This is a genomic window from Paenibacillus chungangensis, assembly GCF_042675905.1.
In the GTDB taxonomy this organism is placed as follows: domain Bacteria; phylum Bacillota; class Bacilli; order Paenibacillales; family Paenibacillaceae; genus Pristimantibacillus; species Pristimantibacillus chungangensis.
This window is the reverse complement of the sequence record NZ_JBHTJZ010000009.1, coordinates 118,797-145,003: the sequence shown is the minus strand read 5'-3', so window position 1 is coordinate 145,003 and position 26,207 is coordinate 118,797. Positions and strand designations below refer to the sequence as shown.

Genomic DNA, 26,207 nt, shown 5'->3' with positions numbered 1-26,207 from the left:
TATGTATTGGAACGCGGTAAGCGCCAAGTCATGCGAGCCACCTCACTGCGATTCACTGATAGTCCTTGTCCTTGGTCCATCGTTCCAATGGCTTCTATCCAGTTATTCGCCCAGAATCCGCTCAATATGATCAAGTTCCGTGGACGAAAACGAAGGATTATCCAATAACTTGGCAATGTCGTCGATCTGCTCTTCCTTGCTGACGCCGATCAGCGCTGAAGTGACGCGGCCATGTCTGAGCACCCAGGCGATCGCCATCTGAGCAAGACTCTGCCCCCGCTGTGCGGCCAGTTCCTGAAGCTTGCGAGACTTCGCCAACTTCTCAGTTGTAACATCTTCGCGCTTCAGGAATATGCTCGCGCCCGCTGCGCGCGAATCCTCAGGTACGCCGTTCAGATAGCGATCGGTCAGCAAGCCTCCAGCAAGCGGACTGTATGCGATCGTTCCGACTCCTTCCTCAAGCAGCGTGTCCTGCAGTTCCCCCTCCAGCATTCGTTCATACATGGAATATTGACATTGATGAATCAGACAAGGCGTTCCAAGCTGGCGCAAGATGGATACCGCTTCCCTCGTCTCTTCGGGACCGTAATTAGAAATGCCGACATAGAGCGCTTTGCCTTGTCTCACCGCCTGATCGAGCGCGGACATCGTTTCTTCGAGAGGCGTCTCCTTGTCGAATCTGTGAGAGTAATAGATATCAACGTACTCCATGTTCAATCTTTTCAGACTTTGATCAAGGCTCGCCAGCATGCTTTTACGCGAGCCCCATTCGCCGTAAGGTCCCGGCCACATTCGGTAACCGGCTTTCGTGGAGACGATCATCTCATCGCGATAAGCGCCGAAGTCCTTCCGCCACAATTGACCGAACGTTTCCTCCGCCGAGCCAGGCGGCGGGCCGTAATTGTTCGCGAGATCGAAATGCGTAATACCGAGATCGAATGCCCTGCGCAGCATCCTTCTGCCATTGTCCTGCACGTCGATCCCTCCGAAATTATGCCATAATCCAAGCGAAATCGCCGGTAGCTTTAAGCCGCTTCTCCCGCATCGATGGTAAGTCATCGTCTCGTATCGTCGATTTGACGCCATATATTCGTTCATTGCTATCAACCTCCATATTCATTAGTAATCATGCCTTAAATCCAATCCCGGTTCGTCCTTCCTACACCATTCTCCCTTCAATTGTGCAATTAGGCAAGTCTATCAGGAAAATCGCCGTTCCGGACCGGAACAGGACCCGCATAACGGCCAAGCCGCGGCACATATACTGATGGGAGGAAATGACCAGCCTCATATTCAGATGCTGTCGTTTGCTTCAGTACAATGAAGAAAGGAGAGTGCGCGGATGAATAGCGGATTCCGCTATTACGAGCCTTTCATCGGCCCATTCGACCCGTGCCCCCCTATCCGGGTAAAAAGCTACAACGTTCCGCCGCAATTATTCATCACCTTTCAGCCTCCGGATTTACCGCAGTATCCCCCGCATGAAGCACTGAGGAGAGGGACGCTATGGCCTTCTCTGTGCGACCCCTATCCCCAGCAGTCAGGTAGCGCCGGAGGAACGGGCGGTGATGGAGGATGACACAATTGAACGAAGCGTACTATAAGCTGCTGCATGACCTCCAGGCGGTGGATTTCGTCCTTCTGGAGCTCAATCTGTACCTGGACACCCACCCGCATGACGCCAATGCGCTGCAGCAGTTCAACCAGTATGCGGAGCTGCGTAAGCGAATTGCTTATCAGTATGAATCGCAATACGGTCCCCTGATGAATTATGGCCACAGCATGTCGAAGCTGCCATGGCAGTGGAACGAGGTTCCGTGGCCGTGGCAGGTGTAACTGCATGAAAAGCATCCACCCGCATCGCGAACATGCAGCGCCCTTCATGAAGTAGGGCCTGCATAGCGGGATATAAGGAGGTTGGGAGGCAGCACATGTGGGTATATGAGAAGAAACTGCAATATCCGGTGCGCGTCAGTAAGTGCGATCCTATGATGGCGAAGTTTCTGCTGGAGCAATACGGCGGCGCCGACGGCGAGCTGGCCGCGGCGCTGCGCTATCTGAATCAGCGGTACACGATTCCGGATAAGGTCATCGGCTTGCTTACCGATATCGGGACGGAGGAATTCGCTCATCTCGAGATGATCGCCACGATGGTATACAAGCTGACGAAGGATGCAACGCCTGAGCAGATGAAAGCGGCTGGACTAGGCGCTCACTTCGCATCCCATGACAGCGCCCTGTTCTACGCGAACGCATCCGGCGTTCCCTGGACGGCATCCTACATACAGGCCAAGGGCGATCCCATCGCCGACCTCTATGAGGATATTGCCGCCGAGGAGAAGGCGCGGGCAACCTATCAATGGCTCATCGACATGACGGACGATGTAGATCTGCAGGACAGCCTCAAGTTTCTGCGCGAGCGCGAGATCGTGCACTCCCTGCGCTTCCGCGAGGCAGTAGAAATATTGAAGGAGCAACGGGATCAGCGGACGTTCTTCTAACGCAGTAGAGCCCCCTCTTGCGAGGGGGCCGTTTGCACGTATGCGCCATTCAGGAAATCGAACATATATGGTATAACGTTATCACTCAACCGATACGCAGAGTGTAGTCATTCTCTTCAACGCCTGTTCATAAAGAACACAGTTATTTTGAACCCACCGAACTTTACAGGCATCTTCCCGTTTGAAGAGGCCTCTTCCTTTTGCTTCGCTTGTGCCATGGAAATCATCAAGTCTCTCAATCTTGGCGCAATAAAAGACCATATAGCTGTCCGGATAGGGGTATTTATACTTCTCCGGTTTATGAAACAATCGGATTAATTCATAACCCAGAAGCTGAGGCGATGCAATCAAAGCGCCCGTTTCTTCATAAAGCTCTCTTCTCATAGCCTCTTCCGGGTTTTCTCCAGGTTCAATGTGCCCTCCCGGGATATCCCAGCCTCTTTCATTCAAGTTCGTCAATAATAACGTATCTTCTTGAAATGCAAGCACGAATGAACACGTTATAAGTTCCTGCTGAGGAAGTAACTCTGACAATATCAATTGCATTTCATTGGGCAACGGAAGACCCGTTACATTTTTAGCCGATCTTATGACTTGCATTTTTCTGCTCTCTCCTCATTCAACCCAATAACAAATCCAGCCCGCTGCTGAGTTCGCCTTGCTTACGGCTCCGAAGCACATTAGGATCGTAGATTTTCACCACGCCGCAATTCAGACATGATGCGAACCAGTAGTGGTGATGCTGAATGTCCAGGAGCTTGCTGATGCCCGGCCCGGTCATCGCCACCTCCTGCACCCTGCACTCCTTATGGTCGCAGTTCGAGCAAAAATACTCGCTCTCCAGCTGCGTCAGTGCATCCGCCGCCTCTTCTTCTTCTGCGCCAGGCACATGCTGGGAGCCATCCCACTGATCGTTATCGCCGGATTCCAGATGGGAAGGCAATACTTCGTGCATGCACTCCGGACAAATATCTTTGTCCAGAACAACCTCGTTCTCGCACCAAGGACATACCACGGTCTCTGCCATCGTCAACCCCCTCCTTTATTTGTCTTCATTGTATCATGATATCCATACCTTGGAGGGTGCATTTTTCGATCTTGTTCCTGCGGACTATAACACTACCGTCGCAAAGGCTTTCATATAACTGCTGTGTCCCGGAGACAGCTTCGCATCGGGATGCCGCGAATGCCAATGCGCAGATTGCGGTTGAATCCACCGACGCCAAATAAGCCCGCTGCCACCAACTGCGGGGCAACGGGCTTATGCTGCTTGATTACGGCTGCGGCGGCTGACCACTTACTCTCCGCAGCTCGTTCGCCAGACGGTTGAACTCCTTGCGCGCTTCTTCCACCGTTGTGGCCATATACGCCGCGCTTAGAAATCGGATAATATTATTGGCGTCATCAGGCTCCAGCATTGGCTCCTGAGGCTTCATTCCGTCCATCTTCTCCTTCACCATCCTCACAAAATCATCCCAGCCGTCCCATTCCCCGTCTTCATTCATAAGGCGCGGGCAGTTTTTGCCGCTCCAATCATAATGCCTGCGCAATCGGTCCGCCCCCCAATTTCTGTCCAGCAGCATATTGGCGACCAGATCTGCTGCATTGTCCAGTGTAGCCTCGTAGTTGCCGCTCTCGCATATCTCGATGCCGATAGAGGTGCGGTTCCCGCTATTCTCTCCGCTTCCGTCCCCCGCATGCCAAGCGTTCTCGTCTAGCGGAATGCACTCAATCGCTTCCTTTTGGTCGATAACAATATGATAAGATGCTGTTCTCGTATTCAGTGAATTAGTCAGCCAGTCCCGTTCATTGCTCGCTGTGCTGGAAGGATTGGCTGTATTATGAATGGTGATGGTGGTCGCATCCATGGGATAGCCGGGCCGCCTGTTGTACGTCGTAGACCGAGGAATATGATCGATTTTGTACGTATACATCACTCCCCCCCTTTCCATCTACATTTTATTCCGGCTTTTCCTCGTCAGTTAGGGCGGGCTCAGCTCACTACCCCAACATGACCACCCTTGCCTTGTCGTCCCATTCCAGCTCTATGCCGACCGCGTCTGCCAGCTCTCGTATTTTCACCAGGCGCAGGACGCCCGCTTGGACCGAATACAATCCCTTACCGTTCACCGTCACGGCGCTAACCCCGCAGTTGTTCACAGTCGCTCCCAGACTTCCGCCGATTTCCTGCGCCGGCACCCATGTGGTACCCTCCTTCAAATAACCCGTCCCTATGACTCCCCCCAGATAAAGGATGGGAATGACGGATGAGCCTTCGAAGCCTTGAGGAGGCCGCGCAGGAACGTTCAATGCTGCTGCATCGTATGCCTTCAGACGGTAACGATGGATCAGGCTGATCAGCTTGGATGCATATGCCGGGTCGGTCGCGTATCCGCACGACTGCAGCATAACCGCCTGCTCCTCCGGTGAAGGCGCGCGGCGCACCGGCTCATAGCGAGGATATTCCAGCAGCCGGTCAAGATCCTTGTAGAAGTGATACAAGCTCTTGTATGTCCGGAACGCCGACTTGGTCGTGATAGAGCAGCCGTCCACTACCTCCCATGTTCCCTTTACAATCGCCTCTCCATGCCAATAGGCATTCGGCTTGCCGCTCCCCACCTTAATACCGCCCAGATTGTTCCATGCATGGAGGACGCCGCCCGTCTCCAGAATGCTCTGTGCAATGCGCAGAGAGGCATACATCGGCGAGCCTTCCACCCGTACCTGCACGACTGTCGGCGCGATCGCTTTGATGAATTGTTCCCTCGTCAGCTTTGCCATCGGATCACTCCCTTTCATGCTTGTACAACGCCGCTTGCACAACTACAACCGCTTGCTAATCTTTCATTCGTAATCCTATATATGCGACAGCTTGGCAAAAGGAAACGGCCCCTTGTCCCGTAGGACAAGAGGCCGCCGCATTCACAGCATATAAAATTGCTTCGTATTGCGGAGCAACTGCTCCGCTGCTTCTTGCGCTTGCAACCCCTTCAGGACGGCGATATCCGCGACGACCTCCTTCGTCATCGACGGAACCGTCCGCTTACCTGAATAAGGCCCTTCGAACGGCCATGGTCCGTCCGTCTCTGCCATTAACTGCGTCAGCGGATATTGCCGAACGAGCGACTTGATCTCTTCCTCATAGGCGACATCCGGCGTGACGGACACATAATAGCCGGATGCCGCCATGCGGCGTATGCACTCTTCGCTTCCCTTGAACCAGTGGAAATGCGCCTTGCGCACCCCATAGCGCTCCAGCAAGCCGCACGCCTTGTCGGCGTCCTCATATACCGCATGCAAGACGATCGGCCGGTCAAGCTCCGCTGCCAGCGCGACGAATCGATCCAGCAGCTCGATATAAGGCGCCTCGTCGAAGGACTGTCCCGCCGCTTCCGCCTCCGTCCGCATGTAATACGGGAGCCCGACTTCGCCGATAGCGAACGGCTCTCCGGCAGCATGGCGCTCCCGAATCCACGCGACCAGCCGATCAAGCTCATCGGGGGAAGGAAGCTTCTGCTCCGGATGGAAGCCGTATGCGGGATGCACGCCCTGCGGATAACGCTGCGACAGCCTATAGTTGACTAGCGCCGACTCCATATGCATAGATACGGCGACTACAGCCACTACGCCATTCCTCGAGGCTTCCTTCAGCATTACTTCCCGCTCCTCCTCCGGGTACAAATCCAGATGAATATGAGCATCCATACACGTCAGGCGGCTGAGGGAGCTCCGTTCATTCAGACTCCGCCCGTTATCCATCGCCATCACCACCCTTCACGCCTTGAAGCTGATCGTAGATGCGTCCCTTCAGCTCATTGAACTGCGGCTCCTTCCATAGCGTCTCGCTGCGGGGACGCGGGAACGGCACAGTCATCTCGTCCAGCACGACGGCAGGAGCGGACGACAGCACGATAATCCGATCAGACAGATAGAGCGCCTCCTCGATGCTGTGCGTTACCAGCAGCACCGACCTGCGATTCTCTTCCCATATCGACAGCAGCCATTGCTGCATCTGCATTCTCGTCAGCGCATCCAGCGCCCCGAACGGCTCGTCCAGCAGCATCAGCCGCTGCGGCGACAAGAGCGCCCGCAGGAAGGACACGCGCTGGCTCATGCCGCCGGACAGCATATGGGGATACGCCCCAGCATAATCGGCCAGCCCGATCCGCGCCAGCCATTGGCGCGCCAGCGACAGCGCCTCGCGTTTCTCCATGCCCGCAATTGTCAGCGACAGCTCGATATTGGCCTCCACCGTCCGCCAGGGCAGCAGCGACGCCTGCTGCGGCATGTAGGCAACATGTCCCCGCTCGCCTGTCGTTCGCTGACCGTTGATCCATATGTCGCCGCCATCAGACTCCTCCAGGCCGCCGATAACGCCGAACAGCGTCGACTTGCCGCTGCCGGAAGGACCGACGATGGAGACGAATTCCCCTTCATGAACGTGCAACGACAGCTGCTGCAGCACGCGCTTGCGCTCCTTCTTCCCTTGCGGGAAGCTCTTGCTGATCTCCTGTACGCTAAGCATCCGCCGCACCTCCCTTGCCCCTTGGCCGCCAGCGCGTAAAGTAACGTTCAATGAGCGTCACTAGACCGAATAAAGCAATGCTGATCGTAATGATTAGAATAACCGACGCGAAGACCCGCTCTGGCATATATCCTCTGGAAGATAACACCATAAAGCCGCCAAGTCCCGTTCTCGGAGACAGCCATTCCGCTACGACAGCGCTCATAACACTGTAAGTCGCTCCGATCTTCAAGCCGCTGAACAGCCCCGTGACCGCTCCCGGCAGCTCCAGCCGCCAGAACAGCTGCCACTTGCTGCAGCCGATCATATGCAAGTAATTGCGTTCCGCTTCATGACCGTGCGACAAGGCGTACAGCATCGTCATACACACGGGGAAGAAGCAGACCATCATAAGCAACAACACCTTGGGCAGCAGCCCGTAGCCGAATAGCATCGTCATAATCGGCGCCAGCACGATTATCGGCACATTCTGCGACAGGATCAGGAGCGGAGACACGCTAAGTCTGACCCCCGGCAGCAGATGCAGCAAAGCGGCGAGCACAAAGCCCGCCGCCGATCCTCCCCCATAGCCTAGCAAGGCCAATCCAAGCGTCGCCCTTGTATGCTCCATTAGGCGCGACCACACATCCGGCCTGATCGCTTCCTGCACAACGGCTAGCGGAGAGGGAATCATCCAGTCGAACACAAGTCCGAAGGAGACCGCTGCCTGCCAGCATACCACTAACGCAAGCATGACAGCCACTGGCAGCACGAATCTCACCCACAGGCTGCGCTTATTGCCCATCGGGATACTTCTCCAGCAGCCGGTCCATGGAAGCGCCGTGCTTCGGATTATATGAGATTTTCACCTGGGAAATGACGGATTCGCAGCCCATCTCCGTCATCGCCTTGTTCATCTCTTGCACGATGCCGAGCAGTTGATCCAGATCGCCTTCCATCGTCGTCTCCAGCGGGGCTACCCGATAAGGAACACCAGATTGCTTGATGACTTCAATAGCGCGATCCACGTAAGGAATCGCGTTCGCTCCGCCTGGCGTGCGGGGCAATATTTGAATGCTTACCAGTGCATTAGCCATATTCATTCACCATCTCTCCTTGTTAATTGCGTGCTCTGCCTCTATCCGGACTGGCGTCCGGCGTTATTGCGGCAGGAATTCGTTCGTGAACGCTTTCTCCGCTTCCAGCTCGGCTTCAAGCAATTGATTCTCGAACAGCCATTCCGAGAAATTGCTCCATACGCTGAGCTTCTGTTCGCCCCAGCGCGGCGCATCGTCCTGATAGCGCGGGCTTAGCCACTGCTGGCTTGCGCGCACAAGCTCCGGATTCAGATCAGGCTCCGCGGCAATCAACATCTCGGCCGCGTCCTCCGGATTGTCGATCGCGTACTGGTAGCCCTTCGATACCGCAGCGCTGAATGCTTTGACAACCTCAGGCGAATTCGCAATCATGTCCTCGCTTGTGATCAGAACCGGCGTGTAATAATCCAGCTTGTCGCTGTAATCGGTCAAGTACAGCATATTCAGCTCTTCCTTGCGCAGCTCCGCTTCAATACCGGTCCAACCGTAGAATATCCATGCAAAATCGATGTCCCGCTTCACTGCCGCGAAGTAGTCAGCATCTCCGATCGACAGCAAATCCACCTTGCTTACGTCTCCGTCTACTGTGCGCATTATCGCATCGATAACGGCTTCTTCAATTGGCGCTCCCCAGCCGCCGTATCGCATTCCCTCGAACTTCTTCGGCGAGTCGATGCCCTTGTCTACAGGCGAAGCAAAGCCCGATGTATTGTGCTGAAGAACAGCGGCAATGGACACGATAGGCACTCCAGCGATACGAGCCATTGTCACCGTCTCTTGAACGCTCACCCCGAACTCCGACTTGCCGGAAGCAACCATCGCGTCAGAGCCCTCTTGACCGGGCTGAATAATGTCCACCTTCAATCCTTGCTCCTCGAAATATCCCTTGTCTCGCGCTACATACAAGCCTGTATGATTCGTATTGGGCGACCAGTCCAGCACGAGCTGCACTTCCTGAAGCGGCTTGTCCTCCGCTTTCTCCCCCTCATTGGCATTGCTGCCCGCAGCATTGCCGTTATTGCTCACATTGCCTGACTTTCCTCCATTGCCGCTGTTTCCATCCGCTCCGCAGCCTGCAACCGTCAGCATGACGGCGAGCAAGACTGCCGCAATCCCCCATGAATGCTTCTTTCCCTTCTTTTTCATACCTATCATCCTCTTCCTTCCCCTCTCCTACTGGTATCTGTTTCTTTGATGATGACTGGCATCCCGGAAGCTCAGGACAGGTTTCCCTTGGCACAAGCGCTAACGACTGACGCGGCCTCTTGGCGACGCAGCATCCCTCTCGTGTCGAAAAAAAAAGCGCCCCTCCTGAATAGGAAGAGCGCCTTGAAGATGGCCTCATGATCACTCGCAGCGCAGCAGCATGGCAAAAAAACCATTGCGTGCTCGCTATGCAGAGCGGATCTTCGCATTCCTACGCCGGCATTACCCGGATCAGGTTATAAGGGTCGGAATTGTACTGCTATTCCCTCTCAGCCGGCCACACCAGCTCCCCCAGGAGTGTTCAGTTTTCATCAATCGTTTATATAATATATCAATACATGCGAGAATGCCAGACTTATTTTTCCTGCCTATACGTTTTTCAGCCGTCCGCCCCTTTATCCGACATCCGCTTGTACTTGCTGCGAATGCCGACGCAGAGCATCAACAGCGGCAAGATGATCTGAAATACGGGCATAAACTTCAGCGTCACCTGCAAGCCCATCCACATATGAAACGCATAGTTCAGCTCCAGGAAGGAGAGGCCGTAAATGAACAGCGTGACTGGCAACAACAAATAACGGTAAGACCAGCCGGTTGTTTCGCTGATCATCGTAGCCGATGCGAATAGAAGCAGCGTCATTTTCACATACAAGCCGATATATAGCAGAATAATCGCGACGATATCCAATCGATTCAGAAAATTCGCCATTCCGACCAGTTGAACGGCATGAAGCAGCGGCCACACCGTCACGGCGGACAGCTGCGGCCCAAGTACACAGATGACCAGTACGTTCATAAAGATCAGAAACAGCGAGACAAACGTCTGCGAGCGGTAGGTCTTCTTCGCGATCTGTTCCCGCTCCTTCACGTACCGCCATATCACAAGCAGGACAACCATCTGGCCAAAAGGGAAAGCAACCAGATCGGGAACGGCAGTTAAGACGGGGCCGAAGCCGTTCTCCAGCACTGGCTGCAGTCTGTCCAGGCGGACAAGCCCGCTGGCGAACAGCAAGGAGATGACGATGCCGTAGCTGATGAATACGATCGGCATAAGCAGTTGGGCCACGCGGACGAACACCTCGATGCCCTTGCTCGCCGTATAACCCGCGACGAGCAGAATTAGTAGCATTGTCACCGATCTGGGCGTCTGATCCAATAACACCATGTAGGTCATCTCGCCGACATCGCGAACGTTGCGCATAGATTGGCAGGCGAGCCATATCGCATGAATGAATGCAAGCGCCCCGCCGAGCCATCGTCCCAGATGATACTTGTACAGATCCGCCAGCCCAGCGTCCGGTGCCCGACGCTGCAGCTTCAAGTACATGGCCGTCATCAACAGTCCCGCAGCTGCGGCTATCGTCATCGCCATCCAGGCATCCTGCAGCGCGCTGTTGCCCAGTTGGAACAGCGGCGTACTGCCGATCAGGAACAATACGACCAGAACTCCTAATTGATCTTTGCCGATTCGCTGCAAGCTCTTCACCTCTCATACCCGTTACTTGCTTCTGGCGTCTTCTTGCATTTTCTTGAAATTGCTGGCATCCTTGCCTCCAGACATCATGTTGGCCTTCACAGTTACGATCACATCTGTCTGTGGGAACATCTCTCTCCATTCGCCGCGAATGTCCTTCCACTGACGGGGATACTTCTTACGGATGAGATCGCCGAACCCGATAACATCCGCCCGATGCTTGCGCACAGCCTTCCATCCGTTCATCGCGATCTTGTGAACTTCCTGTTCGATTAATTGTTCGATCGCATTCATTTGCCCTCGCAGCTCCAGCTTCTTGCTGCAATTGTATTCCCCTGGCACCGCTTCTACCTTAATATCCACATGCATGCGCCATTTCCCGTTATGCCACTCCGGTTTTCGGGCTGTCGTTGACTTCATGATCGATACAGACGTCTGCTTTGGCGTCGCCTTATCCGGCTCGCAAGGAATACTTATCGTTGTTTTGCCGATGTGATTGGATAACCACATGATACCCCGGCTTTGTTCCGTACTTGCCCAGCCGACCAGTTGATCGCCTACAATCAGCCCCAGTTGTTCAAGCCTCACTTGGGACGGCAACCGCGTTCTTCCCAACTGCTTAATCGAATCCGCGCTTTGTCCCGTACCGGCAAGCGTCAGGCCCGGTATTCCGACAGCCTGCGTGCCCTCGAGCAGCTCCAGCATCGTCGCATGCATGCTCATCGGACGGAACGAGAAGCTTTCCTGCTCCTCATTATTTGCCATACGCTGTATGGCGGCTCCCGGTATCTGCTCTGGCAGCACAAGCTGCTCCAGCATGCGTCTCGCCTTGCCCTTCGCCAGGAAGATATTCGCCGTCATCCGATTGTCCGGATTGCGCAGGTAGACTTCCATGACCGGTCCCAGCCCTCTGCGCGCCGCTTCTTCACCGACGACAATGATCTGGTTATGGGCGAAGAACAGCCCTCTGCTCATCTCCTGACTGGCGCGGCTGACTGCTGCAGAATAAAGATCTCCCTTCGTCGAGAACACATTGACTTCAGCCCTCTGGCTTCCTCCAGTCCGACTCGCCATCGCTTGCGGAACAATCGTCTGGAAGGATACCTCCCATATACCGTCATGCCAATCTACTCCCGTTGCCGACACTATGGCTATCTCATTCAGCTCCACCCGATTCCAGCAGCCTGGGAGAAGAAGCAAAGAGGCTAACAGCAGAAGCAGTCGCGTTGCCGCACGGTTCATGGCATTCCTTCCCCTCCTTGCGACCCGCCGGCCCACCGCTGCGCAGGCGGCTTCCTGTGATTCCGCCGCCTGATCGGATTGCGCAGCTTCAGATCAAGCGGTCTCATCAGCACAGCCCACCACGACTCGCGAATGAATATGTCCCGCCACAGCCGTTTGCCTTTGGAGCCCGGCGCAATAGGCGACATGTAAGGGACACCGAATGATCGCAGCGATACCATATGGACAAGCAGCACCAGCACTAGCACGAAGATGCCGAATAATCCCAGCAATCCCGCCATAATCATGAATGCGAACCGGGTCAGACGTGAAGTGGCCGCCAGATTGTAGTCTGGCAACACAAAGTAGGAAATTCCCGCAAAAGAGACGACGATGACCATACCAGCGGATACGATGCCAGCTTGCACAGCCGCTTGACCTAGCACGAGCGCGCCAACGATGGAGATGACCGGTCCGATTGCGCGCGGCATGCGCAGTCCGGCTTCCCGCAGCACCTCGAAGGTCAGCTCCATGAGCAGCCCCTCCACCAGACCGGGAAATGGAACCCCTCTTCGCTGAGCGGCCAGACTGATTAGCAGCGTCGTCGGCAGCAGCTCCTGATGGTAAGTCGTGACGGCGATATAGATGGAAGGCAGCAGCATAGAGAACGCATAAGCGAAATAGCGAATCACACGGACGAATGCGGCAATGTCGAAGCGCTGATAGTCATCCTCGGCAGACTGGAAAAAGGAGAAGAAAGTAGCGGGCGCCACAAGGACAATCGGCGTGCCGTCGACGATAATGGCCACTCGGCCTTCCGCCAGCGAAGCCGCTACCACATCCGGCCGCTCGGAATTGAGCATTGTGGGGAATAGCGTAAACGTCTCGCCTTGAATAAGTTCCTCGATATGGCCGCTCTCTAACACAACGTCGATATCGATGGCCGCCAGACGCTTGAACACCTCCTTCACTACACCATCATCCGCTATCCCGTCCATGTAGAGCACAGCTACGTTCGTGTTGGATTGTCGCCCGATCTTGCGCATGCGGACATGGAGATTCGGCGATCGGATAATGCGCCGAACCAAGCTCACATTGGTGGCGATATTCTCCACGAACCCTTGTTGAGGCCCTCTTATAGCCGTCTGTGTCTGCAGAGTTGTAATCGCTCTTTGCTCTCCCCCGATGACATTCGCCGTCAGCGCGACGCCGCTGCTGTCGGCGAGGATGAGGCACAGTCCATCCGTCACATGCTGTATCGCTTCCTCCAGCGTGCCTACGTCCTTCACAGAGCCTACGGCAATGATACAATTGCGCAGCGCTTCCGCCAGCCTAGCCCCCTTCGCATTCATTCTCTCCGGTAGGCGCATGGCCATTATCGGCTCCAGCACACTTTCCTGCACACTCTCCGCATCCACCAGACCGTCCAGATAGACGATCGCCAGCTGCCGATCGGGAGCGGCGTCTCCTCTGAACGGTCGAATAACCAGATCGCTGCTTCCTCCGAACCGTTTATGAATGCGATCGATATTCGCTGCCAATGAAGGACTTAGCGGCGTTAATTGCGCTTTTTTGTGTTGTTTCATACGCTACTCTCCATTTTCATGTTGCCTTTATTCTTCCGGTTTATGGATGGATTATGTATGACACATTCCCTGGCTGACGCTAATAGAATGGTACGAATGATTTTGCAGAGGGGACTGTGGCCTATGATGAGCATCAGCTTATGCATGATTGTCCGGAACGAGGAAGATAGCCTTGGGCGCTGCCTGGACTCGGTGAAGGACATCGTAGATGAAATTGTCGTCGTGGACACCGGTTCAACAGATCGAACGAAAGAAATTGCCTCCTCCTTCGGTGCCGTCATCTACGACTTCCAATGGATCGACGACTTTGGCGCTGCACGCAATTACTGCTTCCAGCAGGCCACCTGCTCCTTCATTCTATGGCTGGACGCCGACGACGTCATCGAAGCTGGCGACAGGCACAGGCTGAAGGAGCTGAAGCAGAAGGAAGACTTCCCTTATGACAGTGTGACGATGAAGTATCATCTGACCTTCGATGAAGAAGGCAATCCGCTGTTCAGTCTGCGCCGCAACCGCCTTGTTCGCCGCAGCTGCGGCTTTCGCTGGCACGGTCCCGTGCACGAATATCTCGCCGTCTCAGGACGCGTCTATCATAGCGATGTCGCTGTTACTCACCGGAAGGAGCGGCGGCATACCGACCGCAATTTGAATATTTACTTGAAGCGGCTGGAGAAGGGAGAGAAGTTCTCCCCCCGCGATCAGTATTACTTCGCTAATGAACTGCGCGACAATTCCCGGCTGGAGGAAGCGATTGCCGCGTACGAGCTGTTCCTGGAAGGCGGTCGCGGCTGGGTCGAAGACGAGATTAACGCATGCTTGAAGCTGGCGAATTGCTATGAGCGGCTGAATAAGCGAGATAAGCAGATGGCCGCGCTGCTTCGTACACTGACTTATGATAAGCCGCGGGCGGAATTCTGCTATGAGATGGGCTGCTGTTTTGTAGAGCAGGAACGATTCGAGCAGGCCATCTACTGGTTTTTACAAGCGGTGCAGGCGGAGCGGCCTCACGACATGATGGGCTTCTCCGATCTGGCCACCTCCACCTGGCTGCCGCATCTTCAACTGACCGTCTGCTACGACCGGATCGGCAACCGCGCCAAGGCGCTGGAGCATCACGAACGGGCCAAGAGCTTCAATTCCAAGCATCCCAGCATTCTTTACAACGAACGTTACTTTTATGGGGACAATCCATCTATGTCAGTAATCCCCATCTAAAAAAAGATGGAATACGATCGTATGTTCTGTATATAATATAGAGAACATACATTCTTATTCGGGAGGGATCGCATGATGACCAGCACTTCCGACAGAGCCATCATGTTAGCCGATTGCCAATCCTTCTACGCATCCGTGGAGAAAGCGGATCAGCCGCAGTATCGCGATATACCGCTTGCCGTCGCCGGAGATCCGGAACGCAGGTCTGGCATCATTCTCGCCGCTTGCCCCATTGCCAAGGACCATGGCGTCACCACGGCCGAGCGGCTGGGCGACGCGCTGGCGAAATGCCCCGAGCTCGTCATCGTCAAGCCGCGCATGGGGCTGTATATCGACGTCTCGCTTATGATTACGGCCATCTATCAACGCTACACAGACCTTGTAGAGCCGTATTCCATCGATGAACAATTTCTTGATGTGACGGGGAGTCTACAACGTTACGGTACACCCCAGCAGCTTGCGAAGCGGATACAAGCTCGCATACTGGAAGAGACCGGCATCTATACCCGGTTCGGCATCGGCAACACCAAGATACTGGCCAAGACGGCCTGCGACAATTACGCGAAGAAAAACGATTCCGGCTTGTTCACGCTGACCAGGGAGCAACTGCCGGACACACTCTGGAAGCTGCCCATTGCCAAAATGTTCATGGTCGGCAACCGGATGACCCGCCATTTCAACGCCATGGGACTGGAAACAATCGGACAGCTGGCCACGACGCCGCTGGAGAAGCTGAAGCTGATGATGCGGCGCAAGTTCGGACGCAACTCCGATATTCAGGCGGAGCTGTACTGGCGCATCGCCAACGGCATCGACGACAGCCCCGTCTTTCCCGGCACGCATGAAGCGGCGCCGACGACGATCGGCCACATGATGACCCTCCCCCGCGATTACGGCACGCTGCAGGAGCTGAAAATTATTTTGCTGGAATTGACGGAGCTCGTATGCCAGCGCTGCCGCAGCAAGGGCTACATGGGACATGTCGTCTCCGTCGGCTGCATGGGCGCCGACTTCGACAGGCCGAGCGGATTCAACCGCCAGATGAAGATGGACGATCCCACCAATGTGACCAATGACGTCTACCGCTGCGCAGTCCAGTTGCTTCAGCAGCATTGGGACGGCCTGCCCGTCCGCAAGGTCGGCATCAGCCTGTCCACCCTGCTCCCGGGTAACGAGTACCAGTTATCCTTATTCGACGGCAACCGGGAGAAGTGGATGGCGCTGGAGAAAGCTACGGATGCCATCAAAGCGAAGTATGGCGCAGCAAGCATATTAAGAGCGGTCTCCGTCACTGCAGCGGGGCAAGCGGTCGACCGCTCCAAGAAGATCGGAGGCCATTACAGGTGAGGAAGAAGCTGGAAGGAAACGGATTATGGGAATCCAGCCGGATGATGCTGCCAGAGCACAAGGCCGCTTATGTCGTCCATCAAGGAGATTTGTCCAATAAAACGCAGCCTCTGCTGGATGAGCAAGAGGTGGAGCGGATGGCGCGAATGATCGCGCATTCACTGCAATTTCAACAGGCCATCACGCTCGTCACCTTCCAAGAAGGCCGCGAATATGAACAATCCGGCATCGTGACGGCTATCGATCAGCAGCTCCGCAGAATACGTCTTCGGCTGGGAATGGACGAAGAAGCGTGGCTGGACATGCGCCGGATAATCGGCGTCTCCGCCGCGGAGACGACGGACTTCTATGATTGATTGCGCGACACGGTTTGTATTTTTTTTGCGCCGGGGTGTTGACAAAGCGCATAAACACTGCCTATAATAACCAATAAATTTCAAAAGCCAACTGTGTCGATTAGAAATAGTAGAAGTGGAATACCTTTCAGAGAGCCGCTGGTTGGTGCGAAGCGGCAGCGTTGAACACTTCGAACTCGTCTATGAACAGCCGCCTGACAATGTAGGGCGAGCCGGGATTCCGCCGTTACAAGGATAGATGGTGATGGCCATCGAAGGAGATCATTCCGCATGCATGCGTCGAATGAATTAGAGTGGTACCGCGGGTTAAACCCTGTCTCTATAACAGAGACGGGGTTTTTGTGTTGATTAAAGTCCGGGTTTAATCCACCCCGCTTCACATAAATCGCTAAATGCTTCAACATTCACATACGAGGTGGAAAGGCACATTCTTATATGAATTTTCACACAAAATTCACCCGCATACGGGACAACCTCCACCTTTTGTACGAATTTTCACACAAATCCATCCGCATACGAGGCGAACATTCACCTTTTTGTACGATTTATCGTACAAAGCTCGCTCTCATTGAGGTCAATGCTTCACTTTTGTACGAATTTTCACACAAATCCATCCGCATACGAGGTGAACGTTCACCTTTTGTACGATTTATCGTACAAATTCTGGTTCTCAAAGTTAGTTGACAGCCCCATAGACATGAGAGCATCGAGGTTTGTTCACCGTTAAGCGACAAGCTCATTTCATAGTGGCCATCACGAATCAACCAAAGGAGGAACCTGCCATTGAATAACAATCGGAACATTATCGTACTGGACACCACATTACGTGACGGCGAACAGGTGCCGGGCGCGAAATTGAACGTCTATCAGAAAGTGGAATTTGCTCGACAGCTGCAGCGGCTTCGGGTGGACATCGTCGAAGCCGGCTTCCCCGCTTCCTCGCAGGGCGACTTTCTCGCCGTGCAAGAGATTGCCAAAGCCGTAGGCGACAGCATGTCCGTTACCGCGCTGGCCAGAGCCGTCAAGAACGATATCGACGCCGTATATGAGAGCATCAAGGCGGCGCACGATCCCTTCATCCATATCGTACTAGGCACTTCCAACGTCCATGTAGAGAAAAAGTTCAACCGCTCCAAGGACGCCGTAATGGAGATGGGCGTCGAAGCGGTGAAATACGCCAGGACACTGCTGCCCCAGGTGCAATATTCCACGGAAGACGCGTCCAGATCGGAATTCGAATACTTGTGGAAGACGATCGAAGCAGTGGTGAGAGCCGGAGCGACCATCATCAACGTACCCGACACCGTCGGTTACGCCGAGCCGGAGGAATTCGGCGACCTGATCAGGCGCATTAACGAACGATTGAAGAATGTCAATGATGAGGTCGTTCTCAGTGTGCATTGCCACAACGATCTGGGCCTTGCGACGGCCAACACGCTCAGCGCAATCAAGAACGGCGCAGACAAAATCGAAGTGACGATTAACGGGCTCGGCGAAAGAGCGGGCAACACCTCGCTGGAGGAAGTCGTTATGGCGCTTAAAGTCAGACAAAACCGTTACGGCTGTACGACCAACATCCAGACCAAAGAGCTGCTTGCCTCCTCCAGACTGTTAACTCATCTGACGGGCCTGGACGTGCAGGTGAACAAGGCCATTACCGGAGCAAACGCCTTCGCCCACTCTTCCGGCATTCATCAGGATGGATTGCTCAAAGATAAAAATGTGTATGAAATTATGTCTCCCGAGGAAGTGGGAGCGGAGAGCATGGAGCTTGTGCTGACCGCCCGCTCCGGACGGCATGCCTTCAAGCACGCCGTAGCCAAGCTGGGCTTTGATACCGGCAACGACGCCGAGTTCGCGAGGCTGTTCCAGGAATTCCTGGAACTGGCGGATCTCAAGAAGGAAGTGTACGATCACGATGTGTTCTACCTAGTGAATAGGTACCGCGAGCAAGCGAGGAATACTGTGCCACTGTATGAGCTGACCGCGTTCCGGGTCGTCACGGACGGAGAGCGGCCGCAAGCCGTCGTCGAGCTGAAGCGAGGCGGTGAAGCGCTCAGAGGAGAAGCTTGCGGCGACGGACCGATCGACGCTTTGTACAGCGCGATCAAGACAGTGACTGGCGTAGACGTGGCGCTGCAACACTATAAGGTGAACAGCATATCCCGTGGGAAAGAGGCCATCGGCCGTACTGTCATCGAACTCAGCTACAAGGGCAAAGCGTATATCGGCCGCGCCATGGAGACGGATATTTTGAAAGCCAGCGCGCTCGCGTTCCTGAACGCTCTTAACGCGGCGCTGCTGAACAAAGAAGAAGCGTAATGCCATTAGGGCGAAATTGCACAGATTGCAAAAACGATTACATGCAGCAATCATCGCCTCTTGCTCTTCTCCCGATGAGCTGCCAATACGGCCAGCTCCAGCTTGTTCAGCATTAGCCGATATTCATTCGTCATCTGGAATTGCCGCGGGAATGGCAGATCCGAGAAGTACGGCTTTACTTGCTCTACGCTTCGGAACCAGTCCCCTCTCTTCGGCTGCTGCAACGATTGATCATGCCACGACGATTCCAGCGAAGGGCTGTATATGGGAGACGCCCCCGGCTTCAAGCGGCCTCCGATCAGCTTCTCCTTGTAATAGCGGTCGGGCGGCTCCCTGCGGACGGAAGCGAACAGCATAGGCGCATAATCGGCACGGGAGCCGGTATGTTTCACCGCCGCGGCGAAGCTTCGGGCTCCCTCATATACAGGGGCAATGCCGAACAGGAGGGCATATAGTCGCTTGCCGAACTGAATCCGTTCAACGGGATCACCGAACCGCTCCAGAATTAGTCCCGCGAGCTCCAGCTCCTCCTCAGCCTCCGCCTTGCCGCTTCCATAGGGGAACAGCACGGCATTCAGCTGAAGCAGAGATTGCATGCCGAAGAACAGCGTTCCCAGCACATGCTTCTGGAAGTAGTCGTCCTCCACGACACGCTCTTGAATATATTGCTGCTCGTTCACGATGAGAGCGGTCGACAGCAGCGCGGAATCGCGTTCGCGCCAGAACTGCTTCCACACCGGAAGCATGAAGCGCGATACGCCTAAAGCCGGAAGCAAATGGAACAGGCTGCGTCCCTCGCGAACGCTCCATTGATACAACAGCAACTGCGGGTAAGCATCACCGAATATAAGTGCGTTGGCTCGCTCCAGGAACAGAAAGATGTCCTGTCTTTGCTTTGACGTCAATAGCCGGGGCAGCCATTCTCCCTGCAGATCCGTCATATTCCATCCCCCGTTGCGGGAGACGAGATGGGCAAGCAACGCCCAATGCAGCTCCGGCATCTGAAAATACATGCTGCGATATGCTTCCGTACGTGTCAGATTATTGCGGTTCAGCACAGTCGTCTCCGACCGAATACGCTCAATAAGCATGAGTTCATCCGCTTTCCATTGCCCGTGCAAACTATCGAAAGGCCCTGCTACGTCCACTGCTTCTTCCTTATCAGCCAAGCCGGCTTCCGACAGCTCCAGTCTGGCGCAGGCATCCATCAGCTTGGCCACGGCGGAAGAAGACAGCTCCAGCGGCTGCGCTTCGGCAATCAGTTCCTTGGCGTCTTGCATGGACTTCCACTTGCCGACCGCGTATGATAGCGCTGCGCCCGGCAGCGCCGCCAGATGTGCTATGAAATTGCCTATCGCATCAAGGTAACGATTTTTTCTCACCATGACAGCCTCCCCTTCATCCTCTCTACAATTATTATCCACAACTGCCATTACTCGCATACTTATGGATACTGTATGCGGAAGGGTAGCACGATGCTGAACCAGCAGAGAAAGTGTATACTGGAGGCAGCAGGCGACACGTATAAGCCAGGAGGCGGATACAGTTGAAAAGGAGGAAGCGAGCATGTGCGGCCGGTATACCATTACGATTACGCTGGAGGAGCTAATGACGCGATACGGGGTTATCGATACGAACGTGCCTTGGCATCGGCCCAGATACAATGTAGCGCCGGGGCAGCTTGTTCCGGCAATCATCCATGACGGGGAGAAGAATCGACTGGGGCAGCTGAAGTGGGGGCTTGTGCCGCCGTGGGCTCCCGATGCGAAGATTGGCTTCAAAATGATTAATGCACGAGCGGAGACGGCCGCCGGCAAGCCGGCGTTCCGCGAAGCGTTCCGCCGTAAACGATGCATCATACCGGCTGACGGCTTCTACGAGTGGAAGAAGACAAAACACGGCAAGCAGCCGATGCGCATCATTGCCAAAGAGCGTCCTCTCTTCAGTATGGCTGGATTGTATGAGACGTGGAGAGCGCCGGACGGCAGCAAGCTGGCTACATGCACGATATTGACAACCGAGCCCAACCATCTCGTTGCGCCGATCCACGACCGCATGCCTGTCATTCTGCAAGCGCAGGACGAAGCGCTCTGGCTCGATCGAGGAACCGGTCTGGAGCAGCTGTCCTTGCTGATGAAGCCCTATCCCGCAGAAGAGATGACGGCTTATCCCGTCGGACAGGCGGTAGGCAGCGTACGCCACGACGACGCCACGCTCATCGAGCCGCGGCACGAGGACGAGCAGATGGAGTTGTGGTGAGCGGCCGCTATATTACTGGACAAAAAAAACTGACCGCAACCGCGGTCAGCGAAACATCCCCCATAATTTAAGCAAATGAAACGTATTGTTGGGGTCAATCTTCTGAGCAAGCACAAAAGATACGATCTGTTCTTCCTGCACGTCCGTCAGCTTCTCATGCAAAATAACAGCGGCTGATTTCACCAGCTTGCGTACTTTCACGCGTTCTTGCAAATCATATTTCGTCACATGGGCAAGCAGTTGGCGCATTCGATCCTTCACCACAGGGTTTTTCAGCTTCAGCTTGACCCGCTCCACCAGCTGCGGCCGAATGCCATAACTTTGATAATTCATTGTAAAAAAGCACCTCCATCCGGCTATAGGGTCTATAGAATCTATATGCCGGCGGAGGCCAATTATTGCCTAGTCCAGTTGTTCTCCTTGAAATATCGGGTCGCGGCGCAGCACGTTCCATAGCTTCGTGTAACAATTGTCAGCGCCTTCCAGCCAAAACGCCTCCCTATTCGCCAGTTCGGCGGCATCGTCACGCGCAAGCTCCAGCACTTCGTAGTCGCTGACCATATCCGCCACCCGAAATTCCGGCAAGCCGCTCTGCTTCGTGCCGAAGAAATCGCCGGGACCGCGAAGCTCCAGATCGCGCCGCGCCACTTCGAAGCCGTCGTTCGTCTCCGTCATGACCTTCATCCGTTCCCGCCCCGTCTCCGACTTGGGATCGGCCACGAGTATGCAATAAGACTGGTGCTCTCCCCGTCCAACTCGCCCCCGCAGCTGATGAAGCTGAGACAGTCCGAACCGTTCCGCATCCATAATGATCATCACGGTAGCGTTAGGCACGTCAACTCCAACCTCGACGACGGTAGTCGCCACAAGCACTTGCGTCTCGTTGGCAGCGAAGCTGCCCATCACCTCGTCCTTCTCGGAAGCTGGCATCCGACCATGGAGCAAACCGACCTGCAGGTCGGGGAATGCTCCGGAAATGGCCATATGCAGATCAATCGCATTCTGCACCTCCAGCTTCTCCGACTCCTCGATCAGCGGACAGATGACGTACGCTTGCCGTTCAGACGCCACTTGCTTGCGGATGAAGCCAAGCGCGCGATCCAGTGCATCATGCTTGACCCAGTACGTTCTGATCGGCTTGCGCCCATGAGGCATCTCCTTAATCGTCGACACGTCCATATCGCCGAAGGCTGTAATGGCAAGTGTGCGCGGAATCGGCGTCGCCGTCATCGTCAGCACATCTGGGTTGCCGCCCTTATGCCGCAGAATGCTGCGCTGATTCACGCCGAACCGATGCTGCTCGTCCGTCACCACAAGGCCCAAGTTGTGAAAGTACACATCATCCTGAATCAGCGCATGCGTGCCTACGACGACATCGATGATGCCCATCTGAAGACCTGCTAACAGATCGCGCCGCCTCTTCTCCGTCAAGCTGCCTGTCAATAATCCGACCTGCAGACCGAAGCTCTCGAACAATCGCTGCAGACTTCTCGCATGTTGTTCCGCCAATATTTCCGTTGGAACCATTAACGCTCCTTGATAGCCTGCCTTGACCGCTCCGTAGAGCGCGATAGCAGCAACGACCGTCTTGCCGGAGCCGACATCGCCCTGCAGCAGTCGGTTCATGCTGCTGGGACGACGCATATCTACCAGAATCTCGTTCACCGTACGCTTCTGCCCATCCGTTAATTGGAATGGAAGCGCCTCTGCGAAGCTCCGAATAACGTCGCTGTCCACCCGAATTGCCACTCCGTCTTGCCGTCTTCGGTTCATTGCGCGGTAAGCCTGCAGCTTCAGTTGGAACAGGAACAGCTCCTCGTAGACCATCCTCCTGCGCGCTTCTCCTCCCTCTCGCGTATCGCCGGGAAGATGAAGACGCCGTACCGCCTCGCCTCTTGTCATGAGCCGGTGCTTGTCCACCAGATCGTAAGGCAGATTCTCTGCGATCATGCCGCCGTACTGCGTCAGAGCCGCCAGCATCGTCTTGCGCATCCAGCTCTGCGTGATGTTGCCCCCGATCGAATAGACCGGCTGCAGCGTATCTCGCTTGGCGGAGTCCCGTTCGCCAGGGAACTCTGACTCCGACACCGTAATTTGCCTGCGCTGCTGATCCCACTTGCCCGTCAGCATCACTTCACGGTCAAGCGTCAACTGCTCACGCAAGAAGTGACGGTTGAACCAGACGGCTGTCACAAGCAGGCCGTCCACTTCTACCTTGCAGCTTAATCGCGACTTTCCCCGCCCATAGCGCTGAAGGACAGGCATACTGCATATACGGCCAAGCACGGTCGCCTTATCCCCGTTCTTCACATCCGTCAGCTCGCGTATGCGGTAGTCCTCGTAGCGGAATGGGAAATAATTCAGCAAGTCGCCAATCGTATGAATGCCAAAGGCGTGAAGCTCTCCTTCCTTCAGAGCGCTCACGCCTTTCAATTGCCTCACGGGTATCTCATCAATGCTTGACATCGCTTCACACCCTGTACATGAATACGGCCGACGTGCCGGGCCCTGTATGCGTGCCGATGACCGCACCCACCGTCGTATAGCCCGTCTCTTGCACGTTCAATTCCGCCTTCAGTCGCTCTTCCAGCTCTACAGCCGACCCGGGAGCGTCTGTCCAAGCCATGACCATGCCAACGGGATCGTCGCCGAACTTATCCTTCAGCATAGCGACGATGCGGGAGACAGCCTTCTTGCTGCCTCTTACCTTGTCCACGGAATAGACGCCACCATTCTCGTCCAAGGAGAGGATAGGCTTAATATTGAGAAGCGATCCCAGCAAGGCTGAGGCTCGTCCGATACGCCCGCCCTTCTGCAAGTATTCCAGCGTATCTACTAAGAAATACAATTGCAAATCGACGCGCAGCCGCTCCAACTCCGCCAGAATGACCTCCTTCGACTCTCCGGCAGCCGCAAGCTTCGCCGCCTTGATAACCTGCAGGCCGATGCCGTAGGATGCCGACTTCGAATCTACCACGGTAATATCGGCGCCATCCTCCTCCAGCATGGACTGCGCGATCGTAGCCGATTGATAAGTTCCGCTCAAGTTGGCCGCAAGATGAATGGAAATGATTGGACCATCGGAGTCTTCCTTAAGAAGACGCTCATATACTTCGGAGAATTCTATCGGCGACGGCTGCGACGTTGTTGGCAGAGCGGATGAAGCTTTCAATTTATTATAAAATAGCTCCGGGTCAATCGTCACCGCGTCTTGATAGGTCTCTTCTCCAAAGTGTACCTTGAGCGGCACCATCGTAATACCAAGCCGTTCGCGCACCTGCTGCGGAATATCAGATGTACTGTCCGTCACGATACGTACTTTCCCCACCTTGTATCATCCTTTCCTAACATATCACTTGTAATCATCCCTTATTCCACAGCGAACAGGTAAGGATACATCGGCTGCCCGCCTATCTGCATATCCAGCTCCAAATCCGGGTATTCCGCTTCCATCCACTTCAGTAACGCGCTTGTAACCTCAGGCTGCGCCTCCTCGCCCGCAAGCACCGTCAGTACATCTCCGTCGTCCTCCAGCATACTGCTTAGCAATGTCTGGCATACGGCCAGCAATTGACTGTCGGATGCCACGATTGTCTTCTCCTTAATACCGATATAATCGCCCTCTTGAATGTCAATGCCATCCATCGTCGTATGACGTACAGCCTTCGTAACTTGTCCGGATATAACGCTGCCTGCAGCCGCTGTCATCCATTCCGCATTGCGTTCCGGCGTCTCTTCCTCCTTGAATGCCAGCATGGCGGCCAAGCCTTGAGGAATCGTGCGCGTCGAGATGACGGTGACGCTTCGCTCGCTTAGCTCGGCGGCTTGCTCCGCAGCCAATATAATATTGCTGTTATTGGGGAGCAAGAAGATATGATTCGCGGACAAGGCGTCAATTGCCGTCAGGAAATCCTCCGTGCTGGGATTCATTGTCTGTCCGCCGGACAATACGGTGTCGACATCACTGGAGCGGAACAGCTCCTTCGTTCCTTCTCCAAGCGCAACGGCAATGATGCCATAGGGCGCACGCTCGTACACCTGCCCCGGGGGCATGCCGTTAACGGCTTGACCCGTCAGCAGCTCGGCCGAGGAGAGATCCGCGCCGCCGGTGTTAAGATCCCCTTGCAGCAACTCCCGGTGCTGCTCGCGCATATTCAGTATATGAATGTCCGTAAGCTCCCCGTAAGACAGAGCAAGATTGAGCACATCACCCGGTCTGCGCGAATGCACATGGACTTTAATGACATCGTCGTCTACGATGACCAGTATAGAGTCCCCATCCTTCTCAAGCGAATGCTTGAAAGCGGATTCATCAAAAAACACCGCTGAACCTCCACCCAACCTCCGATTTATAAAAAATTCCATATCATACGGAAAATCAATTGCATCCGTGGAGAGCCGTGCCTGTGCGCTATGATGAGAAGCTGTCCGCTCTAAAGCGGTAGTCGGCACGGTCACCTGCTCGGGAGGAGCGGCTTCAGAAGGCATGAACACCATGTCCCCGTATTCACCGGCTTCCCCTTCCTTCAAGTAGCGAAGGAACCCTTCATAAATATAGACAAGGCCTTGTCCGCCGGAATCGACAACGCCCACTTGCTTCAACACGGGAAGAAGATCCGGTGTGCGCGCCAACGCTTCGTTCGCCTTGCGGTGCACTTCCTCCATCAGTTCCTCCACGTTCGTGGAACGTCGAGCATACTGCACGGCATGCTTGGCCGCTTCTTTGGCAACGGTAAGAATCGTGCCTTCAACGGGCTTCACTACCGCCTTGTAAGCTAGATCCACTCCGTGCTGCAAGGCAGCCGCAAGCTCCATTGCCGTCGCTTCGTTCAAAGCTGACAGCGACTTCGAGAAGCCTCTGAACAATTGAGACAAGATAACGCCGGAGTTGCCTCTCGCCCCCATTAGCAATCCTTTCGACAACGCTTCCGCGGTTTTGCCCATGTGCTCGGAAGCACGGCTTCTAAGCTCGCGAACGCCTGAGCTCATCGTCAAGCTCATATTCGTACCGGTATCCCCATCCGGAACCGGAAATACGTTTAATGCATTTACCTTCTCAGCGTTGCGCTGCAGCAATTCAGCGCCGATCATCGCCATCGCGGCAAAATCCGTTCCGTTA

26 protein-coding genes, 1 riboswitch and 1 other annotated feature are annotated in these 26,207 nt (G+C 54.9%); of the genes, 8 read left to right on the top strand and 18 right to left on the bottom strand.

Features of this window, described 5'->3' with window-relative positions; genetic code table 11:
- Nucleotides 1-102: 102 nt before the first annotated feature.
- Entirely contained in the window at nt 103-1,098 is a 996-nt protein-coding gene (locus tag ACFQ2I_RS08450; RefSeq protein ID WP_377563538.1) for an aldo/keto reductase, read from the bottom strand.
- Nucleotides 1,099-1,342: 244 nt separating this feature from the next.
- Here ACFQ2I_RS08450 and ACFQ2I_RS08445 point away from each other — a divergent pair, with 244 nt between their 5' ends.
- The 3 genes from ACFQ2I_RS08445 (at nt 1,343) to ACFQ2I_RS08435 (ending at nt 2,501) form a co-directional block, all read left to right on the top strand.
- Nucleotides 1,343-1,579, top strand: a complete 237-nt coding sequence (locus ACFQ2I_RS08445) for a spore coat associated protein CotJA (protein WP_377563537.1) — start codon at nt 1,343-1,345, stop codon at nt 1,577-1,579.
- A complete protein-coding gene (locus ACFQ2I_RS08440) occupies nt 1,576-1,836 on the top strand; it encodes a spore coat protein CotJB (protein ID WP_377563536.1) in 261 nt (86 codons plus the stop codon). Before ACFQ2I_RS08445 ends, ACFQ2I_RS08440 begins: the two co-directional genes overlap by 4 nt.
- Before the next feature lie 95 nt (nt 1,837-1,931).
- The gene (locus ACFQ2I_RS08435) at nt 1,932-2,501 is read left to right on the top strand and encodes a manganese catalase family protein (RefSeq protein WP_377563535.1); all 570 of its coding nucleotides are present in this window, start codon (nt 1,932-1,934) and stop codon (nt 2,499-2,501) included.
- Between the two features lie 81 nt (nt 2,502-2,582).
- On the opposite strand, the gene ACFQ2I_RS08430 is transcribed toward ACFQ2I_RS08435, so the two are convergent.
- The 12 genes from ACFQ2I_RS08430 to ACFQ2I_RS08375 form a co-directional block, all read right to left on the bottom strand.
- Nucleotides 2,583-3,101 carry an NUDIX domain-containing protein gene (locus tag ACFQ2I_RS08430; protein ID WP_377563533.1) on the bottom strand — a complete coding sequence of 173 codons (519 nt, stop codon included), beginning with the start codon at nt 3,099-3,101 and terminating at the stop codon, nt 2,583-2,585.
- A 19-nt stretch (nt 3,102-3,120) separates the two neighbouring features.
- Nucleotides 3,121-3,528: a zinc ribbon domain-containing protein gene (locus ACFQ2I_RS08425; RefSeq protein WP_377563531.1), complete on the bottom strand. Its 408-nt coding sequence runs from the start codon at nt 3,526-3,528 to the stop codon at nt 3,121-3,123.
- Nucleotides 3,529-3,775: 247 nt separating this feature from the next.
- Complete coding sequence (locus tag ACFQ2I_RS08420; RefSeq protein WP_377563530.1) at nt 3,776-4,435, bottom strand: peptidoglycan recognition protein family protein; 660 nt, start codon at nt 4,433-4,435, stop codon at nt 3,776-3,778.
- Between the two features lie 67 nt (nt 4,436-4,502).
- Nucleotides 4,503-5,282 (bottom strand): glycoside hydrolase family 73 protein, encoded by a 780-nt coding sequence (locus ACFQ2I_RS08415; RefSeq protein ID WP_377563528.1) that lies wholly within the window; start codon nt 5,280-5,282, stop codon nt 4,503-4,505.
- Between the two features lie 141 nt (nt 5,283-5,423).
- Nucleotides 5,424-6,260 carry a TatD family hydrolase gene (locus tag ACFQ2I_RS08410; protein WP_377563527.1) on the bottom strand — a complete coding sequence of 279 codons (837 nt, stop codon included), beginning with the start codon at nt 6,258-6,260 and terminating at the stop codon, nt 5,424-5,426.
- Complete coding sequence (locus ACFQ2I_RS08405) at nt 6,253-7,026, bottom strand: ABC transporter ATP-binding protein (RefSeq protein WP_377563526.1); 774 nt, start codon at nt 7,024-7,026, stop codon at nt 6,253-6,255. The genes ACFQ2I_RS08410 and ACFQ2I_RS08405 overlap by 8 nt, the downstream gene beginning before the upstream one ends.
- Nucleotides 7,019-7,810 (bottom strand): ABC transporter permease, encoded by a 792-nt coding sequence (locus tag ACFQ2I_RS08400; RefSeq protein WP_377563525.1) that lies wholly within the window; start codon nt 7,808-7,810, stop codon nt 7,019-7,021. The genes ACFQ2I_RS08405 and ACFQ2I_RS08400 overlap by 8 nt, the downstream gene beginning before the upstream one ends.
- Nucleotides 7,800-8,102 (bottom strand): thiamine-binding protein, encoded by a 303-nt coding sequence (locus tag ACFQ2I_RS08395; RefSeq protein ID WP_377563879.1) that lies wholly within the window; start codon nt 8,100-8,102, stop codon nt 7,800-7,802. The genes ACFQ2I_RS08400 and ACFQ2I_RS08395 overlap by 11 nt, the downstream gene beginning before the upstream one ends.
- A gap of 63 nt (nt 8,103-8,165) precedes the next feature.
- On the bottom strand, nt 8,166-9,248 hold the full coding sequence (locus tag ACFQ2I_RS08390; protein WP_377563523.1) for an ABC transporter substrate-binding protein: 1,083 nt from the start codon (nt 9,246-9,248) through the stop codon (nt 8,166-8,168).
- A 251-nt stretch (nt 9,249-9,499) separates the two neighbouring features.
- Nucleotides 9,500-9,611, bottom strand: a riboswitch (TPP riboswitch).
- A 76-nt stretch (nt 9,612-9,687) separates the two neighbouring features.
- The gene (locus tag ACFQ2I_RS08385) at nt 9,688-10,785 is read right to left on the bottom strand and encodes a GerAB/ArcD/ProY family transporter (protein WP_377563521.1); all 1,098 of its coding nucleotides are present in this window, start codon (nt 10,783-10,785) and stop codon (nt 9,688-9,690) included.
- Nucleotides 10,786-10,806: 21 nt separating this feature from the next.
- Nucleotides 10,807-12,024, bottom strand: coding sequence for a Ger(x)C family spore germination protein (locus tag ACFQ2I_RS08380; protein ID WP_377563519.1), 1,218 nt, complete (start codon nt 12,022-12,024; stop codon nt 10,807-10,809).
- The gene (locus ACFQ2I_RS08375; RefSeq protein WP_377563517.1) at nt 12,021-13,589 is read right to left on the bottom strand and encodes a spore germination protein; all 1,569 of its coding nucleotides are present in this window, start codon (nt 13,587-13,589) and stop codon (nt 12,021-12,023) included. The genes ACFQ2I_RS08380 and ACFQ2I_RS08375 overlap by 4 nt, the downstream gene beginning before the upstream one ends.
- Before the next feature lie 123 nt (nt 13,590-13,712).
- Between ACFQ2I_RS08375 and ACFQ2I_RS08370 the strand changes: the two genes are divergently transcribed.
- The 4 genes from ACFQ2I_RS08370 to ACFQ2I_RS08355 all read left to right on the top strand — a co-directional run bounded on the left by ACFQ2I_RS08370 (nt 13,713) and on the right by ACFQ2I_RS08355 (nt 18,829).
- The gene (locus ACFQ2I_RS08370; RefSeq protein ID WP_377563516.1) at nt 13,713-14,804 is read left to right on the top strand and encodes a glycosyltransferase; all 1,092 of its coding nucleotides are present in this window, start codon (nt 13,713-13,715) and stop codon (nt 14,802-14,804) included.
- A 75-nt stretch (nt 14,805-14,879) separates the two neighbouring features.
- A complete protein-coding gene (locus ACFQ2I_RS08365; protein WP_377563878.1) occupies nt 14,880-16,151 on the top strand; it encodes a DNA polymerase IV in 1,272 nt (423 codons plus the stop codon).
- Nucleotides 16,148-16,507, top strand: a complete 360-nt coding sequence (locus ACFQ2I_RS08360; protein ID WP_377563514.1) for a YolD-like family protein — start codon at nt 16,148-16,150, stop codon at nt 16,505-16,507. The genes ACFQ2I_RS08365 and ACFQ2I_RS08360 overlap by 4 nt, the downstream gene beginning before the upstream one ends.
- An 87-nt stretch (nt 16,508-16,594) precedes the next feature.
- Nucleotides 16,595-16,831: a binding site (T-box leader), on the top strand.
- A gap of 459 nt (nt 16,832-17,290) precedes the next feature.
- Nucleotides 17,291-18,829: a 2-isopropylmalate synthase gene (locus ACFQ2I_RS08355; protein ID WP_377563512.1), complete on the top strand. Its 1,539-nt coding sequence runs from the start codon at nt 17,291-17,293 to the stop codon at nt 18,827-18,829.
- 50 nt (nt 18,830-18,879) lie between these two features.
- On the opposite strand, the gene ACFQ2I_RS08350 is transcribed toward ACFQ2I_RS08355, so the two are convergent.
- A complete protein-coding gene (locus ACFQ2I_RS08350) occupies nt 18,880-20,211 on the bottom strand; it encodes a DUF2515 domain-containing protein (RefSeq protein WP_377563509.1) in 1,332 nt (443 codons plus the stop codon).
- Nucleotides 20,212-20,395: 184 nt separating this feature from the next.
- On the opposite strand from ACFQ2I_RS08350, the gene ACFQ2I_RS08345 reads away from it, so the two are divergent.
- Entirely contained in the window at nt 20,396-21,088 is a 693-nt protein-coding gene (locus tag ACFQ2I_RS08345; protein ID WP_377563508.1) for an SOS response-associated peptidase, read from the top strand.
- A gap of 45 nt (nt 21,089-21,133) precedes the next feature.
- Here the strand turns inward: ACFQ2I_RS08345 and ACFQ2I_RS08340 are convergent, their stop codons facing one another.
- From ACFQ2I_RS08340 to ACFQ2I_RS08325, 4 genes are all read right to left on the bottom strand, one after another.
- On the bottom strand, nt 21,134-21,421 hold the full coding sequence (locus ACFQ2I_RS08340) for a stage VI sporulation protein F (protein WP_377563507.1): 288 nt from the start codon (nt 21,419-21,421) through the stop codon (nt 21,134-21,136).
- Nucleotides 21,422-21,490: 69 nt separating this feature from the next.
- On the bottom strand, nt 21,491-23,554 hold the full coding sequence (gene recG, locus ACFQ2I_RS08335; RefSeq protein WP_377563505.1) for an ATP-dependent DNA helicase RecG: 2,064 nt from the start codon (nt 23,552-23,554) through the stop codon (nt 21,491-21,493).
- 4 nt (nt 23,555-23,558) lie between these two features.
- Entirely contained in the window at nt 23,559-24,416 is an 858-nt protein-coding gene (locus ACFQ2I_RS08330; protein ID WP_377563504.1) for a DegV family protein, read from the bottom strand.
- A 41-nt stretch (nt 24,417-24,457) separates the two neighbouring features.
- Complete coding sequence (locus ACFQ2I_RS08325) at nt 24,458-26,185, bottom strand: DAK2 domain-containing protein (RefSeq protein WP_377563876.1); 1,728 nt, start codon at nt 26,183-26,185, stop codon at nt 24,458-24,460.
- Between the last annotated feature and the right edge of the window lie 22 nt (nt 26,186-26,207).

Excerpts from the sequence above, each read along its gene's own strand:
- ACFQ2I_RS08450 (WP_377563538.1), bottom strand. The coding sequence starts at position 1,098 with ATGAACGAATATATGGCGTCAAATCGACGATACGAGACGATGACTTAC.
- ACFQ2I_RS08425 (WP_377563531.1), bottom strand. The coding sequence starts at position 3,528 with ATGGCAGAGACCGTGGTATGTCCTTGGTGCGAGAACGAGGTTGTTCTG.
- ACFQ2I_RS08440 (WP_377563536.1), top strand. The coding sequence starts at position 1,576 with ATGACACAATTGAACGAAGCGTACTATAAGCTGCTGCATGACCTCCAG.
- ACFQ2I_RS08370 (WP_377563516.1), top strand. The coding sequence starts at position 13,713 with ATGATGAGCATCAGCTTATGCATGATTGTCCGGAACGAGGAAGATAGC.
- ACFQ2I_RS08380 (WP_377563519.1), bottom strand. The coding sequence starts at position 12,024 with ATGAACCGTGCGGCAACGCGACTGCTTCTGCTGTTAGCCTCTTTGCTT.
- ACFQ2I_RS08420 (WP_377563530.1), bottom strand. The coding sequence starts at position 4,435 with ATGTATACGTACAAAATCGATCATATTCCTCGGTCTACGACGTACAAC.
- ACFQ2I_RS08345 (WP_377563508.1), top strand. The coding sequence starts at position 20,396 with ATGTGCGGCCGGTATACCATTACGATTACGCTGGAGGAGCTAATGACG.
- ACFQ2I_RS08390 (WP_377563523.1), bottom strand. The coding sequence starts at position 9,248 with ATGAAAAAGAAGGGAAAGAAGCATTCATGGGGGATTGCGGCAGTCTTG.
- ACFQ2I_RS08405 (WP_377563526.1), bottom strand. The coding sequence starts at position 7,026 with ATGCTTAGCGTACAGGAGATCAGCAAGAGCTTCCCGCAAGGGAAGAAG.
- ACFQ2I_RS08445 (WP_377563537.1), top strand. The coding sequence starts at position 1,343 with ATGAATAGCGGATTCCGCTATTACGAGCCTTTCATCGGCCCATTCGAC.
- ACFQ2I_RS08435 (WP_377563535.1), top strand. The coding sequence starts at position 1,932 with ATGTGGGTATATGAGAAGAAACTGCAATATCCGGTGCGCGTCAGTAAG.
- ACFQ2I_RS08395 (WP_377563879.1), bottom strand. The coding sequence starts at position 8,102 with ATGGCTAATGCACTGGTAAGCATTCAAATATTGCCCCGCACGCCAGGC.
- ACFQ2I_RS08365 (WP_377563878.1), top strand. The coding sequence starts at position 14,880 with ATGACCAGCACTTCCGACAGAGCCATCATGTTAGCCGATTGCCAATCC.
- ACFQ2I_RS08325 (WP_377563876.1), bottom strand. The coding sequence starts at position 26,185 with ATGGCGATGATCGGCGCTGAATTGCTGCAGCGCAACGCTGAGAAGGTA.
- ACFQ2I_RS08430 (WP_377563533.1), bottom strand. The coding sequence starts at position 3,101 with ATGCAAGTCATAAGATCGGCTAAAAATGTAACGGGTCTTCCGTTGCCC.
- recG (WP_377563505.1), bottom strand. The coding sequence starts at position 23,554 with ATGTCAAGCATTGATGAGATACCCGTGAGGCAATTGAAAGGCGTGAGC.
- ACFQ2I_RS08340 (WP_377563507.1), bottom strand. The coding sequence starts at position 21,421 with ATGAATTATCAAAGTTATGGCATTCGGCCGCAGCTGGTGGAGCGGGTC.
- ACFQ2I_RS08410 (WP_377563527.1), bottom strand. The coding sequence starts at position 6,260 with ATGGATAACGGGCGGAGTCTGAATGAACGGAGCTCCCTCAGCCGCCTG.
- ACFQ2I_RS08400 (WP_377563525.1), bottom strand. The coding sequence starts at position 7,810 with ATGGGCAATAAGCGCAGCCTGTGGGTGAGATTCGTGCTGCCAGTGGCT.
- ACFQ2I_RS08415 (WP_377563528.1), bottom strand. The coding sequence starts at position 5,282 with ATGGCAAAGCTGACGAGGGAACAATTCATCAAAGCGATCGCGCCGACA.
- ACFQ2I_RS08375 (WP_377563517.1), bottom strand. The coding sequence starts at position 13,589 with ATGAAACAACACAAAAAAGCGCAATTAACGCCGCTAAGTCCTTCATTG.